We start from the raw sequence: 16,465 nt of genomic DNA, 5'->3' as shown, positions 1-16,465 counted from the left end.
TGCCATGACCGAGTTGTCGCAAGTGTCGGTGACGGCACTCAAGGGTGTCGGTGAAGCCATGGCCGAGAAATTGGCCAAGGTCGGCCTGGAGAATCTCCAGGACGTGCTGTTTCACCTGCCGCTGCGCTATCAGGATCGCACTCGCGTGGTCCCGATCGGCCACTTGCGACCCGGCCAGGACGCGGTGATCGAAGGCACCGTCAGCGGCGCCGACGTGGTCATGGGCCGACGCCGCAGCCTGGTGGTGCGGATACAGGACGGCACCGGTGGGCTGAGCCTGCGCTTCTACCATTTCAGCAACGCGCAGAAAGAAGGCCTGAAACGCGGCACGCGGATTCGTTGCTACGGCGAAGCGCGGCCCGGTGCCTCAGGGCTGGAGATCTACCACCCGGAATACCGCGCCATCACCGGCGACGAACCGCCGCCGGTGGATGAAACCCTCACGCCGGTCTACCCGCTAACCGAAGGCCTGACCCAACAACGCCTGCGCCAACTGTGCATGCAAACCCTGACTTTGCTCGACCCCAGCAGCCTGCCCGACTGGCTGCCCACCGAACTGGCCCGGGACTATCAACTCGCGCCGCTGGCCGATGCGATCCGCTACCTGCATCACCCGCCCGCCGATGCCGACGTCGATGAACTCGCCCTCGGTCATCACTGGGCCCAGCATCGTTTGGCTTTCGAAGAACTGCTGACCCATCAACTGTCTCAACAGCGCCTGCGCGAAAGCATGCGCTCCCTGCGCGCCCCGGCGATGCCGAAAGCCACCAAGCTGCCGGCCAAATATCTGGCCAATCTCGGCTTTACGCCGACCGGCGCCCAGCAACGGGTCGGCAACGAAATCGCCTACGACCTCAGTCAGCACGAACCGATGCTGCGACTGATTCAGGGTGACGTCGGCGCAGGTAAAACCGTAGTCGCCGCCCTCGCCGCGCTGCAAGCGCTGGAAGCTGGCTATCAAGTCGCATTGATGGCGCCGACCGAGATTCTTGCCGAGCAGCACTTCATCACCTTCAAGCGCTGGCTCGAACCGCTGGGCATCGAAGTCGCGTGGCTGGCCGGCAAGCTCAAGGGCAAAAATCGCGTCGCCGCCCTGGAGCAAATCGCCAACGGGGCGCCGATGGTGGTCGGCACCCACGCCTTGTTCCAGGACGAAGTGCAGTTCAAGAACCTGGCCCTGGCGATCATCGACGAACAGCACCGCTTCGGCGTCCAGCAGCGCCTGGCGTTGCGGCAGAAAGGCGTTGGCGGCCGCATGTGCCCGCATCAACTGATCATGACCGCCACGCCGATCCCCCGGACCCTGGCCATGAGCGCCTACGCCGACCTCGACACCTCGATCCTCGACGAACTGCCGCCCGGCCGAACCCCGGTCAACACCGTGCTGGTCACCGACACCCGGCGTGTCGAAGTCATCGAACGGGTCCGCGGCGCCTGTGCCGAAGGGCGGCAGGCGTATTGGGTCTGCACGCTGATTGAAGAATCCGAAGAGCTGACCTGCCAAGCGGCGGAAACCACCTACGAAGACCTCACCGCCGCCCTCGGCGAGTTGAAGGTCGGGCTGATCCACGGGCGCATGAAGCCTGCCGAGAAAGCCGCGGTCATGGCCGAGTTCAAGGCTGGCAACCTGCAACTGCTGGTCGCAACCACGGTGATCGAAGTCGGCGTCGACGTACCGAACGCTAGCCTGATGATCATCGAAAACCCCGAACGCCTCGGCCTCGCGCAACTGCACCAGTTGCGCGGACGCGTCGGTCGGGGCAGCGCCGCCAGTCATTGCGTGCTGCTCTACCATCCGCCGCTGTCACAGATTGGCCGCCAGCGCCTCGGCATCATGCGCGAAACCAACGACGGTTTTGTCATTGCCGAAAAAGACCTCGAACTGCGCGGCCCCGGCGAAATGCTCGGCACACGCCAGACCGGCCTGCTGCAATTCAAGGTCGCGGACCTGATGCGCGACGCCGACCTGCTGCCCGCCGTACGCGATGCGGCCCAGGCCTTGCTGGAACGCTGGCCCGATCATGTCAGCCCGTTGCTCGATCGCTGGCTGCGCCATGGGCAGCAATACGGCCAAGTGTGAGCACCGTCGCAGTTTCTGGACCATGGGTTTAAACAAGGTGGTTATACTCCTGCCATTGTTTGCAAACGGATACAGACCATGACTGAAGCTGCCCTCGCCCCCGAAACCCCGCACGCTCCGTCTGTTATTCGGCTGCTGCTCGGCAAACTGGGCATCGCCTACGAAGAAGTCCTCGACCATCACGGCCTGAACGCCGCGCGTAAAGTGCAGGCGGTGTTGCTGGATGATGCGGTCGGTGCGCTCATGGTGCTGTTCCCGCAGAGCCAGTTGCTGGACCTCAACCGCCTCGCCGAACTGACGGGCCGCCGACTGACCGCCGTGTCGACCGAGCGTCTGGAGAAGATGCTCGGCAAGCACAGCCTGAGTCTGCTGCCCGGCCTGCCGGCGCTCACCAGTTCGCCGTGCCTGTACGAAGAAAGCCTGCTGCGCGAGCCGAAATTGCTGATCAACTCCGGTGAGCCGAACGTACTGCTGGAAATCTCCAGCGAAGCCTTCAAGAGCATGCTGACCAAGGCCAGCGCCGCCAACTTCGGCGAAGCCCTGACCAGCATCCGCCCGAACCTCGACCGTCCCGACGATGACCGCGAGGAAATCACCCAGGCCGTTCAAGCGTTCACTGCGCGGCGCATCCAGCAACGCCTGGAAGCGACCATCGAGATTCCACCGCTGGCCGAAACCGCGCAGAAAATCATCAAACTGCGCGTGGACCCCAACGCCACCATCGACGACATCACCGGCGTCGTCGAAACCGACCCGGCCCTGGCCGCGCAAGTCGTGAGCTGGGCGGCATCGCCGTACTACGCCTCGCCGGGCAAGATTCGTTCAGTGGAAGACGCGATCGTCCGCGTGCTGGGCTTCGATCTTGTGATCAACCTGGCGCTGGGCCTGGCCCTCGGTAAAACCCTGAGCCTGCCGAAAGACCATCCGCAACACACCACGCCGTACTGGCAGCAATCGATCTACACCGCCGCCGTCATCGAAGGCCTGACCCGCGCCATGCCCCGCGCCCAGCGCCCGGAAGCCGGCCTGACCTACCTGGCCGGCCTGCTGCACAACTTCGGCTACTTGCTGCTGGCCCACGTCTTCCCGCCGCACTTCTCGCTGATCTGCCGCCACCTGGAGGTCAACCCGCACCTGTGCCACAGCTACGTCGAGCAACACCTGCTGGGCATCAGCCGCGAACAGATCGGCTCGTGGCTGATGCGCTACTGGGACATGCCCGACGAACTGGCCACCGCGCTGCGCTTCCAGCACGATCCGGGTTATGACGGCGCGTATGCCGAGTATCCGAACCTTGTGTGCCTGGCGGTGCGCTTGCTGCGCAGCCGTGGCATCGGCTCCGGCCCGGATGAAGATATTCCGGATGCGTTGCTGGAACGCGTAGGCCTGACTCGCGACAAAGCCAATGATGTGGTCAGCAAAGTGCTTGAAGCTGAAGTGCTGCTTCGTGAACTCGCCTCGCAATTTACCCAATCCTAAAAGCTTCGCGGGCAAGTCGAATCGTCGCACCGCTCGCTCCTACAGGATTTAGCTAATCCCCTGTGGGAGCGCGGCTTGCCCGCGAAGAATCCAGCTCGGTCTACCTGACCACCCCGATCGTTCCCACGCTCCGCGTGGTAATGCATCCCGTGACGCTCCGCGTCACAGCCCCAACGTCGAACTCAAGCCTTAGCCTTCGCCTTGCGCGGCTTCAGATACTTAGTCAACCCCTGGAACCAGATCACCAGCGCCGGGTTGCCCTTGATCTGAATCGACTTGTCCTGAATCCCCTGCATAAACGCCAACTGCTTATTCTTCGCCTGCATCGTGGCAAAGCCATATGCCGCGTCTTTAAAGGCAATCGCAAACGCCGGCTCGGCATACACGCCGGACTTGCTGGTAATACGCTGATCCTTCACCAGGAAATGCCGCGCCACTTTCCCGTCCAGGGTCTGTAGCTGAAACACCAATTCCTTGTCACCCAACTGCTGTTGAAACGCAGGATTAGTCCGACTGGCCTTACCCATCAACAAACCCAGCATCCACAGAAGAAAACGAAATTTCATGCGTGCAGCCTCAAAAGGAAAATGAACGGCTGGCGGAGTGTAGCGGCTTCGCGGGATAACGACACTATCGGGTTGTGTTTGGAGAAGATGTGAAGCTTTTTGACGCCAATGACTGCCAAGTCACGAAAATCGTCTGACAAAACATATCTATGCAGGAGCTGCCGAAGGCTGCGATCTTTTGATCTTGCTGTTCTCAATCACTCTAAATCGCAAAGTCCGAAACCTCACTGAGCATCCAACACTTCCCAAGCACAAATCGATACTCAACCAAGTAGTCGGTATCCGGCTTGTTCAGAATGGCTGTAGCTTTAGCCCCGCTCTGCTCCTTAACGCTCAACGTCAGACCGTCAGCCTCTCGATGAGCGCGATCAGGCATGAGCGGATATTTGATCTGCTTATCTTCCAGGGTTCGCTTCTCCATTCTCGGCTCGGGCTCAGCATCTACTGTCACCAGAAACTGAAGAGGCCGCTGAATAAAAGTCCTCTGGACAGCCGAGCTCTCGGCAAAGGAATTGAGGAACAAGTTGAAGTCGGTCGATGGGCAAGAAACACCGGACTCGTCAGGCACAATCCCATCCAAGTAGGCCGCACGCTCCAAACTCATTCTGGCAATGCAGGTATTGATCACGGCGATAGATGCCGCCACGCCGGGCTCAATATCCGTGGCTTCAAGTGGGCAGTTGGTGTCTCGCAACTTGATCCAGGCGCGCTGGGAATCCCTGGCCATGCCCATGAATACCTTTCCCTGTTCTGGGTTTACGCGCTGCTGAGACTCAAATCGCGCCATGAGTTTTCTGTAGCTGGTATTGAGCTTTACATCAGCGGCCTTGCGCATGATCTCCGCACATTGGGGAACCTGTGCACTCACGGTACTTTCTTCGCAATCGTCCTTGGCCGACGCGATTGAAATCGGAAGCAACCCGATAATCAGCACACTCCAGAAAACTCTGACTATTTCCATTGGCAACCACTCTCCAAAAAAACGCCAGTGTTCGTGTTATTGCTAAAACTGTACTGCTTGCCATTCGACTTCTTCGTGTATCTCATCGAAACGATGATTCCGCCCTGGCTCACCATTTCGTATTCACCGCTTACGTTCCCGCCCGACACCTCAGTCCACGTATCGGTGTTCTGAAATGGCCCCTGCGGATTCAACTCTTCAGATTGGCTGTCTTTTAAAACGAGAGGAATCGGCACATCCGACGTTGCGTACTTAACAAAACCACCCGACCACTGGGCCGAGACATCGGAGTAGGTTCGCAACTCGAATTTCACCGGGCTCGTTTCAGACAATTCGAAACAAAGATTCTCCGTCACCACCTCACAGTGGGCAGTCATCGGTAGCAAACCAAACAGCATCAACAGAACTTTTCTCACTTCAGATCCTTTGAAATAACCACCGAAAAACCACCTACTTCACCAACACCAACTCCCCATCCCGATACAACACCTCACGCCCCACCCACCCCACATCCACCTGAGGCAACACCGCCGAAGGCTTGCGCAACTCCCGCAGCAAAGTAGAGCCATGGGACAACCGCCCGCCCATGCGCGCAATTACCGCCCGCGCTGCTTGGTAGTGTGCGTGGCGGCCAGGGTCGAGGGTGTCTTCGAGCAAAATGTCGTCGCCCAGAATGCCCTGCACCTGGCCCGGATAAATCATGAATCCCGTCGCTTGTTCAGTGCCTTCACGACCGTCCTGCCAGAAGCTGCCGTCGCGGCTGCGGATGTCCGGATGCGGCGCGAACCAATGCGCTCGGTCGGCCTTCGGCATGGCGTGGTGGAGGCGAAAGAAGATCCGCATCAGGTTGTCGCGATACCACTCGCGCACTTGCAGGTAGTAGCCCCGCAGGCCCGGCAGGCCGGTCGAATGAGCCACACGGATAAGCACCGACCATTGCGGGAAGGCCTGCAACGGCAGATCGGTCGGTGCCGGGCGCAGCGTGGCCGGATCGGTTTCCCACGGCAATCGATGCGGGCTGTTTTCTAGGTCGTCATATGCAGTTGGCGGTCGGCCCAACAGATCACCGCCGCTACTGGCCAGTGACGTGGCGATGCACAGGTTGCCCTGCACCACGAACACATAGAACCGGGTGAACCAATCAGCGAGTTGCTGGCCGTCGGTGCCTTGTGCGATCAGCTCAGACAGTTCCTGATCGAAGCGCTGCAAACCCCTTTCCAGTGTCAGCAAATGCCCGCGCGCGATGCGTTGCATTCGTAGAAACAATGGCAACGAACGCAGCATTCGCAATGGTCGCCAAGGCAGATGCGGCGTCGCACCGCCAACTTCACCGGCATAGCTGCTGGCCGAAACTCCCCAGTCCGCCAGCCGCGCCAGAAACAGATCATTGTTGATATACGAAGCACCGCCGAACACCGCAGTGAACGGCTCGTTGTCCTGCAACACCCGCGAATCCCACCGCGCCATGATCGCCGGAATACTCGCCGCCGCACGCCGCTGGGCGTACTCCACGAACACACTCGGTTGCGGCGGCAGGATCTCGGCGATGTTCGCGGCGGTCAGGTGCCGGCGCCAGCCGTAGTCGCTGATCGGCCGGTATTGCAGCAGCCAGAGTTGCTGGCCATCCCAGGCCCATTCGACGTCGCCAGGCACGTAATGGAAGACCCGCAACACGCCTTGCAGGAAGCGCCACAACAGGTCCGCCGTCAGGCCATGGGACGGCTTGAACGTGTCGCTGCTCCAAGAATCGCCGAGGCGCGAAATGATCGCGCGCTCGGGACTCACCTGACCATCGGCTAGGGATTCGAGATGCCCTTCGACCCACTCCAACTCGACCGATAGATGCCGTACAAAAGCGATCCCGGACACCTTTGGCGTGATGAAGCGTTGCACCACCACTTCTTCCACGCCCGCCGTGCTCAACTCGGCAATGCGCGCCATCACGTTGGACGTCGGTTCGCGCAGAAACGTAGTGCTCAACCCGGCATTCGCCGCATCGGCCTGATCCTCACCATAACTGGACGAACGCACCGCCCACGTGGCGTCCGGTTGACTGGCGAGAAACGCCGGCAAACGCGGATCGTGGCAATCGTTGAGTGACAGTGCTGGCGGCACCGCTTGCCCGGCCAACTCGGCCAGACGCAATCGACCGCCCTTGGTGTGCGCGACAAATCCGCGCTCGCCCGTCTCCAGCCACGCGGCGAACTCAGCGGGCGAGTCGATCCACGGGTAATGGCCCCAACCGGTTTTCAGGCAGACAGTCAGATCAGCACGCGCCAGAATCGCCGACCACGCCGCAGCCTGGGCGATGCCGAGCACGTTGTCCTGATCGCCCCATACCAACTCGACCGGATCGGTGATCCACTCCAGCAGCGGCAACGCCGTGTCGGCCCGCACCAGGTCCCAGTGCGGCACAAACGCGCGGCAGCGCGCATACCCGGCACCCATGCGCTGATACTGCGCGGGCGTCCAGGTCTGGTTGGAGAATTTGTGTTTGAACAGCACAGGTTTATTCGCCAGCAACCAATGAATGGTCTTGCGAATCGGCAGCGGCGACATCAGCGCCGGCAACCGTCGTTGCCACAAAAACGCCCCGACCGGCGCCAGCAACACACTGCGACAAAAATGCCCCGGCTGACGTTGCAGCGCATGCAGCACCAGCAGCGCGTTGACCCCGACCGCCATGATCGCGCTGCCCTGAACCGTCATCGCCAGCAACGCCTGAGCGTACGCCGCGAGGTCTTCGCACGGTGCCTGCGGATTGTTGCCGAAGCCCGGCAATTCCAGCGGCACCATCTGATAACGCTGAAAATGCGGCAGCGCGTCATCCCACCAATCGGCGGCACCACCGTTGCCGGCCAGCAGGTACATCAACGGCTTGTTCATTAACACATCCTGGAAGCGCGGCGGTCGTGGGAATAGAGCCAGAACAGCGGCGGCAGTAACGTCAGCAGCGCGAAGCCGTCGATCCACAGGTTCAACCAGAGCTGCGCCGTCAGGGACATCCACATGTCCTGCGGCGCCCAGATCACGATGCCGGCGATCAACCAGCCCCACGCCATGGGAGTTTTCAGGCGATTGCCGATGCGCACGAGGGCGAACATATAGAGGGAATAGCTTTGCAGCGTGGCGCCGAACACGGCGAGCCACCAGACCTGTTGCTCGCGCGCGGCGCGCGGTGGCAGGTCCGTCCAGAAGGCGTAATCGATGGTTTGCAAGAAGCCGTCGAGCAGGCCCGAAGGGCCGGCCCAGGTCAGGACGATGCTGACGAGCAGATGCACCAACGCGGCGGCGGACAGCCAAGCGACCAGGGCTTTGCGAAGGGTGTTTGAGGGGACTGGCATTCCGTGTCCTGTGGGCTTCCGTGAGGGGGGAAGTCTAAAGGGTTTATGGGTGCAGGGCCGTTGGCGATCCGAAATAAATCCGCGATTGATCTGACGGAAAACGCCGATCTGTAGGAGCTGCCGCAGGCTGCAATCTTTTGACCTTAATGCCCGCAACCCTCTCGGACATTTCCTTCAATACGCCGGGGTGTTCGTGAACTAGGCGAGGTTTGCGATCACCGATAACCTTTTCTCGTCATCGCAAGAAACGGTGACGCGGACGTGCAAGTCCGGCCCAGGTACACAATCTTTATGGCAATTCATTGAGCGTTTTCCTATGCTCGCGAATCGTTATGGCGGTTGTGCGTCGGAGATCTTCGGGTCTGCCGGGTTCCTGGACCGGTCTTGCACACCAACGCACAGCTGCCACCTCTTTCGAAGTGCAAAGCGGAACGGTGTCAGTCTCTTAAATTCCAGGAGATGCATCTATGATCAAGCACACGCCTAACCCACCCGACAACTTATCCACATCCCCCTACGAATCCCTCGATTCGAAAAAACTCCACGAAGCCGCCGAACGTGCCCTCGACTACCACCTCGGCCCAAACCCCGACGCGAAACCCAAATCCAAGCCCCGCAAAGGCGCCCTGTTCACCGCCTCCTGCGACCTCCACGCCGAAACCCTCCTGGCCAATGCGTCCGAAGACCTGCTGTCCATCAGCGCCATCGCTGCTGACCTGGCCGACGACGTGGAGGGCACACGCCGCTCGGTAGCCTTGGCGCTGAGTCGATTGGCGGACGGCGTGCATTTATTGGTGGAACGAGCGCTGGATCAAATTGACTCGCCTGATCCGGGGGCGCATCGGGCTAAGGCGTAGCAAAAGTACGAAGGGGACTTAATGTCCCCTTCTTCAATGTTTATAGCCGCGGAATTTACAGGCAGCGACTGGCCTTCAAGTCTGGGTCTTGCGAAACCAAGCGCTTTACACCGGCGATACCCTGCGGGGTGTTTTTATCAGCTGACATTTGATAACAGGCCAATGCCCGGGGCAGATCCTTCGTTCCCAACTCGCCACTTTCAAAAGTAGAGCCCAGATAGTCCATCGCATCCGTGGACCCCATGGAGACAGCGCGAATAGCCTGCTTTTCTGCCTGCTCCGGGTGCAGGCAAGGACCGCTATAGTCCGTGGAATTACCGTTACAAAAATACGTGGCATAACCCAGCGCACCGCTCGCTGTCGTCGATGCGGCTTTGAATAAAGCCTCGACCTTGCTGGTTTCCAATTGAGGCGCCATCTGCGAAAGACTCAAACGTGCCGCCGACAAACTCGCCTCCGGATCACCCGACTCCGCAGCACAGACATAGTTTTCCAGGGACGCTTCAATCAACTCCGCAGTCAGACGGTATTGCTCAAGAAACCCTAGCCCACCCAAACCCTCGGCACGTTGATAACAAAGGTTCTCGGTGCGGCTCATTCCAGATCTAGCGGGTTCGACAAGCTCCTTTTCACTGAGCGACCAATCCTCAATCCCCACCAGCGCCCAACACGATTTCTTAGCAAAGTTAAAAATCTTGATATTGCTGTTACCGGCCCGTTTATCCACAACATTCATGTGAGTGTCGTCGACCGTTTCGACCTCAACGGTTTCAGTCTTGCCCTGGATCGCAGCCATCAACGGAAACGTCAAACTGGCGCCTGGCTCAGCAGTAATTTCCGGCAGAAATCGGCCAGGGTCTGAGGTCCGTTTCAACACCAATATTTTTACCGCCAGTGCGGTCAGGCGTTTCTGGGACTCGGCATTGGCGGAAAACGCGGGCAGGAACTGAGCAAAATCTTGGGACGGACACGACGCATTCGTCCCGCTCACAACATCGGGAGCTATCTTATCCAGGTAAGCCGAACGCTCCTGACTCATGCTAGAAATGCAGTTGTTTACCATCCCCACATAGGCGGGCTTACCTGCCTCAATCTCAAACGCCTCTACGGCGCAATTCGTATCCCGTAACTTGATCCATGCACGTTGTGATTCCTTCACCGTCGCCGAGTACTCTGCCCCCAATCTGGGATCGGCCCGGTATTGAGATTCAAGCCTTGCCATCAATTGATGATAGCTCGTATTCAACTGGAAATCGGCTGCTTTTTTCGCATCCTCGGAACACGGGACAACCTGCAAACTGGAGTTAATGTCGCTGCAATCGTCTTGGGCAAACGCTGCCGAAGCCGGCAATAGCGCGAAGGTGCCCAGCATGCAAATCAATCCAAAACGATTCACTGTTTTCAATCCTTGATCTGCATAATAAAATACCGGCTTTAGGTTTGAGCAGAATTTGATAATGGCTAACACGTTCAGCAGGGCGGGTTTGTTCAAGTACCAAACTTAACAAGAAAAAATTCCGCCCAACTTCAACCTACTACAAATCTGGCAATGTCTTATTCAAATAATTCGAACGCTCCATGCTCATTCTAGCTATACAATTGTTCACTGTAGTCACATAAGCGGGCTGCCCAGCTTCAATTTCAAATGCTTCGAGCGCACAGTTCGTATCCCGCAGCTTTAGCCAAGCACGCTGAGACTCTTTGAGCTTAGTCATAAAGCTATCACCCATATTTTGGTCAGCTTCGTACTGAGTTTTTACTCTATTTAACAGCTTTTTATAACTGCTATTAAGATCAGCATCCGCAGCATCTTTTGCCAACTTAGCACAAACATCGACTTGTTGGCTTGTAGAAGTTTCGCCGCACCCAACTTGTGCAGCGAGAACTGAAACTGGAAATAACAGTGCAGCCATTAGCAAAATTTTTTTCATATTCATCACCTGTTTTTTCTCAAATATGCAGCACGCTTTCTTCCCTGCTCATACTGGCTTATAGCGGGAGTATTTTCGATATAGCTTATCAACTGATCAACATCATCCTTCATCCCGGCCTTCATGGGATTTGCACCTTTTGTGAAACCTTGGTACACAAAGTCCACCAAAATATCTTTGACTATAGAGCTTAAAGCGTCCCACTCTAGACGCTCCGAAAGAGAGGACGTCCAGTGATTATAGTTTACGATCGCTTTCGCAACATAGTCCGGATAAATCAAATCAAATAACGCCTCCTGCTGCTCAAGAGTAATGTCTCCAATGTCGGCACGATTATGAGTAACAAAATTATTAGCGTTACTCCCCTTTAATCCGTGCGCCTTGGAAATTTTCGTTGCCTGAGCCGAGTCAACTCCAGCGGCGAGCATATGATTGTATATTTCGGTTTCTGTCCTTGACCCCATATCGTAACCACGGCCTAAGGTGACACCTGACAAGTCATTCCCTGGCCAATGTATATGACGACTAAAATATGGAGACCCAGGAATATCATTGCCCTCTGCGTCGTAAGTTATTTGTCCACCTTTGGACGATTCCTTGGCCAAAAAGTTACCGATAATAGCAATTGGGTGGAAGTGCCAAATATTGCCATCACCCAGTCCTGCCGACTGGATGACAGGATCATTCCAAAAAACAAGCTTATCAATCCGCTCTTTTTCATGCTCAAGAATAGCAGGAGAGCTCTCAAGAATTTGATTTAGCCGACTCCACTTGGCAGAGTCTGATTTTTCTTTCCACTCTGTAGGATGATACGCAACCAACTTCGACCAGTGATCTCTAAAATCTACATTCTTTAACGCTTCCGGAAAATCTTCAGGGGTAACTGTTTGATCATGGTTGCCCAGTGCGTCCAGATCTTCATAAAGTTTTTTAAAGAAAGGCGGCATATCGTCTGGATCTAAAAAACCATCAGCGCTTGGATTAGTTTCTTTAACTATACGAAACCCGAGCTTCTCCAAATCATGCTGAGTGATAATTTTGGCTTCTGATTTTTTTACCAGCCCTGAAATACTTTGATTATTTTCTATTACTGATACTTCGTACCACTCAATGGGGTTTTTGAATATTGGAGCTTTACTTAATTCAACACTATGATCTGCAGAGAGTAAAATCTCACCTGCCTCTGGTAATTTCTTGGTCAATGACGTGCCACTGGCTAAATAGAGATATCTTTTTCCTTTATTGACACCCGCACGGTTAGCCAAAAAATCGTTAATTTTTTGATCTGCTGTAAATATCTCTAAATGCACTTGATGCTTACGGGCCACACCGCCATTGGGGCCAGCCAAGACCTCGTTCAAGCCAAGATATCCAATCGTGTCCCCAGCTTTAATCTTCATGTTCATCGGAATTACGGCATCATAAGTTGCCGGTGTTAAGTCTTGCCATTCGACCACGCGGTTTGGACTCACATCCTCTACACAAGCCCAAAATGAAGAAGGCACGGGGGTATTATGATCTTTTAGCCCCGTAGGAGGATTTGAGGAGCTAGGAATGAATGTACATTCCGCCATTCGAAGTAATTTTCCGTTCAGCTTAAGGTTGATCACTTTCGCGCTATCGAATTCAATAATACTATTGGTACATAGGACCATAGAACTACCTTTTTTCGCCCCAGCATTAGCACCATGAGTTAAGGTCGCTGGTGCATTACGAAGGGTTAATCCACTACCCGTGACTTTTGCCCTAACTTTACCCTGCCAATAACCAGGCTTCGATCGAACTTTCGTTCCGCCGCCAGGTTCAAGGGGGTAGCGGTCAAATGGAAGCAAATGCATATATAAACTGTAGAAAGTCAGCGTATTATTTGTACTCGGAGTCACCTGCGTATTGGGTGGAGACTTGTAGTCATGCCGAACCAAGCAAAAAGAGTTTGAGTACTTAAGAATTTCAGCGCCAACGCCCCCATCAAATGTCGATTCCAGATAATTTTTATTCAAGCGATAGGCGACGACAACACCATCGGCCATGCATCGAACGGGTTCGTCACTAATGCATTGGGGAGAACTGGAATTACTAATGTGTATTCCCCCGTGCCAAAACTTGTGATTCCCCAGAAGATAGTGCCCAGAACTTTCGGTTTGAATGGCGGTAAAGATTTCGTCTGCATCTCTATACTGGGCACCACCTGGCTTTCGTATTGGAAACTGAAAATTCAAAAGGCTGAACGGAGTTTGCTCAGGCGTAGCTGTGGGAGCACTCGGAGCAACTGTTTGATCATTCCACCATATTTCAGGGCTAATCAACGCGTTGGTTGGGCTCTTCATCTGATAATGAACGTGACGAGGATATTGTGCGGAGCCATTCGGGCCTTGCCCACCCATCGCGCCAATTTCATCGCCAGCGGCAACAGTCGCCCCTACGTTTACAACATGGCTGCTCGTGTGCAGAATTTCGTGACTATTGCCATCAGCATCCTTGATCTTAATCGTGCCATAAGATCCACCTGTAAATGTGACTACGCCGGCAATTGGCGAATATACTTTTGGATATTGTAAATTTATACCGTTCTGCCCACCAATATAGTTAAAATCCGTACCGCCATGGGGGCCGCTCGGTCGCTGCTCACCATAGTGACCCGTAATATGTGGTTGCTGACCGTTTACGGGCGGCAAAACACGAAGCATCACTTCAGCGAAAGACATAAAATCTCCTTATGAAATGGCAATCAAAGTGAATAATCTTTGACTTCGTCTAAATACCAGCACGCACTTAGTTTAAATATATATATTACTTGATAATCCGTATCTGGTTTTTCTAACTTCACGGTAGCCACTTTACCTGTACTGTCCATGACCTGCATTTCAAGACCGCTCACTGCCCGAAGTTTTTTATCCGGAATTACGGGAAAGACTATCTTGGCCCTTTCGATAAGCGTAGCTTCTTGCTTTGGCTCAGGCTCCGCATCTACTGTTATAGTTTTTTTAAGTGGAAAATTAGTAAATTCCTCTTGGACTGAAGAGTTCTCAGAAAACGCAGCTAGAAATGCATTAATTTCTTTAGAAGGGCATAAACCTGCGTCGCTGCTCGCAGCCTGGACCCCGGCAGAAAACGAACCAAGTATTGAGGCCAATATTAAAAAACTGCTACGTAGCTGAGCTTTCATTGCTAAGTCCTTGATTTGATTTTTACTCAGAAAACACAAAAAAAGCCTTCGGTTTAACCTTCTCAGGCGGCGCATTCATCAACGCCTGATCCATCAAACTCCCCGCCTGATCCTGATCCGCAGCCCCCGGCAGCACCGGCGGTTTAATCCCGATCCCCGTGCCAGAGCCCGCCGACCCACCAGCGTTGATTTTGATAACGGGCCCAACCACCGTAATCCCACCAGCATCCAGCTTGATAAAGCTCCCGCCCGCCTTCACGGTGAGCTCCATCCCCGCCTCAATAACAATCTTGTCCCCAGCCTTAAGATGTATCTCTTTCCCAACGCTAGTCAGCTGCGCAGTCCCCAACTTCACATGCTGGTTCTGCCCAATCGTCAGGTGGTCATCCATCCGCGTTTCAATCTTCCGATCCGAAATCGTGGTGCGATGCTCTTCCGCCTTCAACTCGGTGTAGGTGTTCTTCTCCACCGTGTCGTGGCGTTCATTGCCGACGCGAATCTTCTGATCGTTCTCGATGTTTTCATCCCAATCCCGCTGCGCATGAATGAAGATCTGCTCCGCGCCTTTCTTGTCCTCAATCCGCAGTTCATTAAACCCGCCGCCGCCCGGTGAGCTGAGGCTTTTGAACACGGTGCGGGTTTTGTTCGCCGGCAGTTCGTAGGGGACCTGGTTTTCCTTGTGGTACAGGCATCCGGTCACCAGTGGTTGGTCGGGGTCGCCTTCGAGGAAGGTGACGAGGACTTCCATGCCGATGCGCGGGATGGCGATGGCGCCGTAGCGGTCGCCGGCCCAGGAGCTGGAGACGCGCATCCAGCAGCTGGTTTTGTCGTCAGCCAGGCCTTCGCGGTCCCAGTGGAATTGCACCTTGATGCGGCCGTATTGGTCGCAGTGGATTTCTTCGCCTTTGGGGCCGGTGACCATGGCGGTCTGGCTGCCGAGTACACGCGGTTTAGGGTGTTCCAGCGCCGGGCGGTAGAACACGGCCCACGGGGTGGCGAGGAAGCGGTTGCGGTAGCCCTGGTGGAAGTCGTCTTTGTTGTCGGTGGTGTCGCTGGGCACCGATTCTTCCAGCACTTGCGGCTGTTTGCCTTCGTGGAAGATTTCGGTGAGCAGCCAGAGGTCGTTCCACTCGGTGCGCGGGTGGTCGGACATTTCCAGGAAGTGGCCGCTGATCAAACGCGTCTGGTCGCCCCAGCCTTCGGCTTGTTGGTAGTCCGCGCGATGGCGTTCGAGGGCGCGTTGGCTGAGGAACTTGCCGCGCGCGCGGTCGATGAAGCGGCCCGGGTAGTCATAGTCTTCCAGGTCCGGCTCGGTGCTTTCGCCGTCGGGTTTGTAGCCGGATTCCAGTTGCAGGCGCGGTTTTTCGAAGTCGTAGTCGCGGCGGGTCGTGCGGCTGGTGCGGGTTTCCAGACGCAGCTTGAAGCCTTTGATCACCGGTTCATCCGCGACCAGGCCGCTGCCTTGCACATACGCAGTCGGCTGACCGAGTTTCGGGAATACGGTCTGGTCATCTCCGAACACCAGCAAATGTGCTTTTTCGCTGTGCTGGAAGTGGTAGTGAATGCCTTCTTCTTCGCACAAACGCTGCACGAAGTGCAGGTCGGTTTCGTCGTACTGCACGCAGTAGTCGCGGTCCGGGCAGGTTTCGCTGAGCTGGAAGCTGTAGGCGTTGGCTTTGATGCCGTGTTCATCGAGGATCAACGCGATGATTTTTGGCGCGGACATCTGCTGGTAGATGCGCTGATTGGTGCGGTGATGCAGGTATTGCAGTTGCGGCACCAGGGAGATTTTGTAGCGGGTCAGGCGTTTGCCGGCATCGCCCTGGGCGACGCGGTAGATCTGGCCGTGGATGCCGGAGCCCTGTGGATCGAGCGCGAGGAACGCCTGTTTGTGCAGGAGTTTTTCCAGGTCCAGGTCCGGGTTTTCACTGACCAGTTCAAGGTCGAAGCGATACGGCTGGCTGATGCCTTCGGTGCCGGTGAACGACAGCACTTGCAGGTCGCCGACGTAGTCTTCAACGGTGAGGCTGAAGTGCGTTTCGTTAGCGGGGTTGAACATAGTTTGCTCCCTGTTCGGTAGT

Annotated in this window: 13 protein-coding genes; 3 read left to right on the top strand and 10 right to left on the bottom strand. The window is 55.9% G+C overall.

From position 1 onward, the window contains the following. Positions 1-4 precede the first annotated feature (4 nt). On the top strand, positions 5-2,080 hold the full coding sequence (gene recG / locus ACIQY3_RS23165; protein ID WP_403024081.1) for an ATP-dependent DNA helicase RecG: 2,076 nt from the start codon (positions 5-7) through the stop codon (positions 2,078-2,080). Positions 2,081-2,158: 78 nt separating this feature from the next. Further along, positions 2,159-3,559, top strand: coding sequence for an aminoacyl-tRNA deacylase and HDOD domain-containing protein (locus ACIQY3_RS23160; protein WP_403024078.1), 1,401 nt, complete (start codon positions 2,159-2,161; stop codon positions 3,557-3,559). Between the two features lie 182 nt (positions 3,560-3,741). Here ACIQY3_RS23160 and ACIQY3_RS23155 read toward each other — a convergent pair whose 3' ends face one another. The 5 genes from ACIQY3_RS23155 to ACIQY3_RS23135 form a co-directional block, all read right to left on the bottom strand. Continuing rightward, complete coding sequence (locus ACIQY3_RS23155) at positions 3,742-4,125, bottom strand: helicase (protein ID WP_403024076.1); 384 nt, start codon at positions 4,123-4,125, stop codon at positions 3,742-3,744. A gap of 202 nt (positions 4,126-4,327) precedes the next feature. Beyond that, a complete protein-coding gene (locus ACIQY3_RS23150; RefSeq protein ID WP_403024073.1) occupies positions 4,328-5,086 on the bottom strand; it encodes a lysozyme inhibitor LprI family protein in 759 nt (252 codons plus the stop codon). Next, entirely contained in the window at positions 5,077-5,502 is a 426-nt protein-coding gene (locus ACIQY3_RS23145) for a hypothetical protein (protein ID WP_403024070.1), read from the bottom strand. Before ACIQY3_RS23145 ends, ACIQY3_RS23150 begins: the two co-directional genes overlap by 10 nt. A 34-nt stretch (positions 5,503-5,536) precedes the next feature. Beyond that, entirely contained in the window at positions 5,537-7,972 is a 2,436-nt protein-coding gene (locus tag ACIQY3_RS23140) for an alpha/beta hydrolase (RefSeq protein ID WP_403024067.1), read from the bottom strand. Next, entirely contained in the window at positions 7,972-8,430 is a 459-nt protein-coding gene (locus ACIQY3_RS23135; protein WP_403024064.1) for a cell division protein, read from the bottom strand. The genes ACIQY3_RS23140 and ACIQY3_RS23135 overlap by 1 nt, the downstream gene beginning before the upstream one ends. 467 nt (positions 8,431-8,897) lie before the next feature. Between ACIQY3_RS23135 and ACIQY3_RS23130 the strand changes: the two genes are divergently transcribed. Further along, positions 8,898-9,287 (top strand): DUF6124 family protein, encoded by a 390-nt coding sequence (locus ACIQY3_RS23130; RefSeq protein WP_403024061.1) that lies wholly within the window; start codon positions 8,898-8,900, stop codon positions 9,285-9,287. A gap of 55 nt (positions 9,288-9,342) precedes the next feature. Here ACIQY3_RS23130 and ACIQY3_RS23125 read toward each other — a convergent pair whose 3' ends face one another. The 5 genes from ACIQY3_RS23125 to tssI form a co-directional block, all read right to left on the bottom strand. Then, a complete protein-coding gene (locus ACIQY3_RS23125) occupies positions 9,343-10,659 on the bottom strand; it encodes a lysozyme inhibitor LprI family protein (RefSeq protein WP_403024344.1) in 1,317 nt (438 codons plus the stop codon). A 163-nt stretch (positions 10,660-10,822) separates the two neighbouring features. Beyond that, on the bottom strand, positions 10,823-11,218 hold the full coding sequence (locus ACIQY3_RS23120) for a lysozyme inhibitor LprI family protein (protein ID WP_403024059.1): 396 nt from the start codon (positions 11,216-11,218) through the stop codon (positions 10,823-10,825). A gap of 5 nt (positions 11,219-11,223) precedes the next feature. After that, positions 11,224-13,923, bottom strand: coding sequence for a peptidoglycan DD-metalloendopeptidase family protein (locus ACIQY3_RS23115; RefSeq protein WP_403024057.1), 2,700 nt, complete (start codon positions 13,921-13,923; stop codon positions 11,224-11,226). Positions 13,924-13,946: 23 nt separating this feature from the next. Then, positions 13,947-14,384 (bottom strand): hypothetical protein, encoded by a 438-nt coding sequence (locus tag ACIQY3_RS23110; RefSeq protein WP_403024055.1) that lies wholly within the window; start codon positions 14,382-14,384, stop codon positions 13,947-13,949. Positions 14,385-14,406: 22 nt separating this feature from the next. Next, positions 14,407-16,443, bottom strand: a complete 2,037-nt coding sequence (gene tssI / locus ACIQY3_RS23105) for a type VI secretion system tip protein TssI/VgrG (protein ID WP_403024053.1) — start codon at positions 16,441-16,443, stop codon at positions 14,407-14,409. Positions 16,444-16,465 lie beyond the last annotated feature (22 nt).

Source organism: Pseudomonas sp. NPDC096950 (genome assembly GCF_044762525.1).
Classification (GTDB): Bacteria; Pseudomonadota; Gammaproteobacteria; order Pseudomonadales; family Pseudomonadaceae; genus Aquipseudomonas.
The sequence above is the reverse complement of the archived record's forward strand: the minus strand, read 5'-3'. Positions and strand labels throughout refer to the sequence as shown.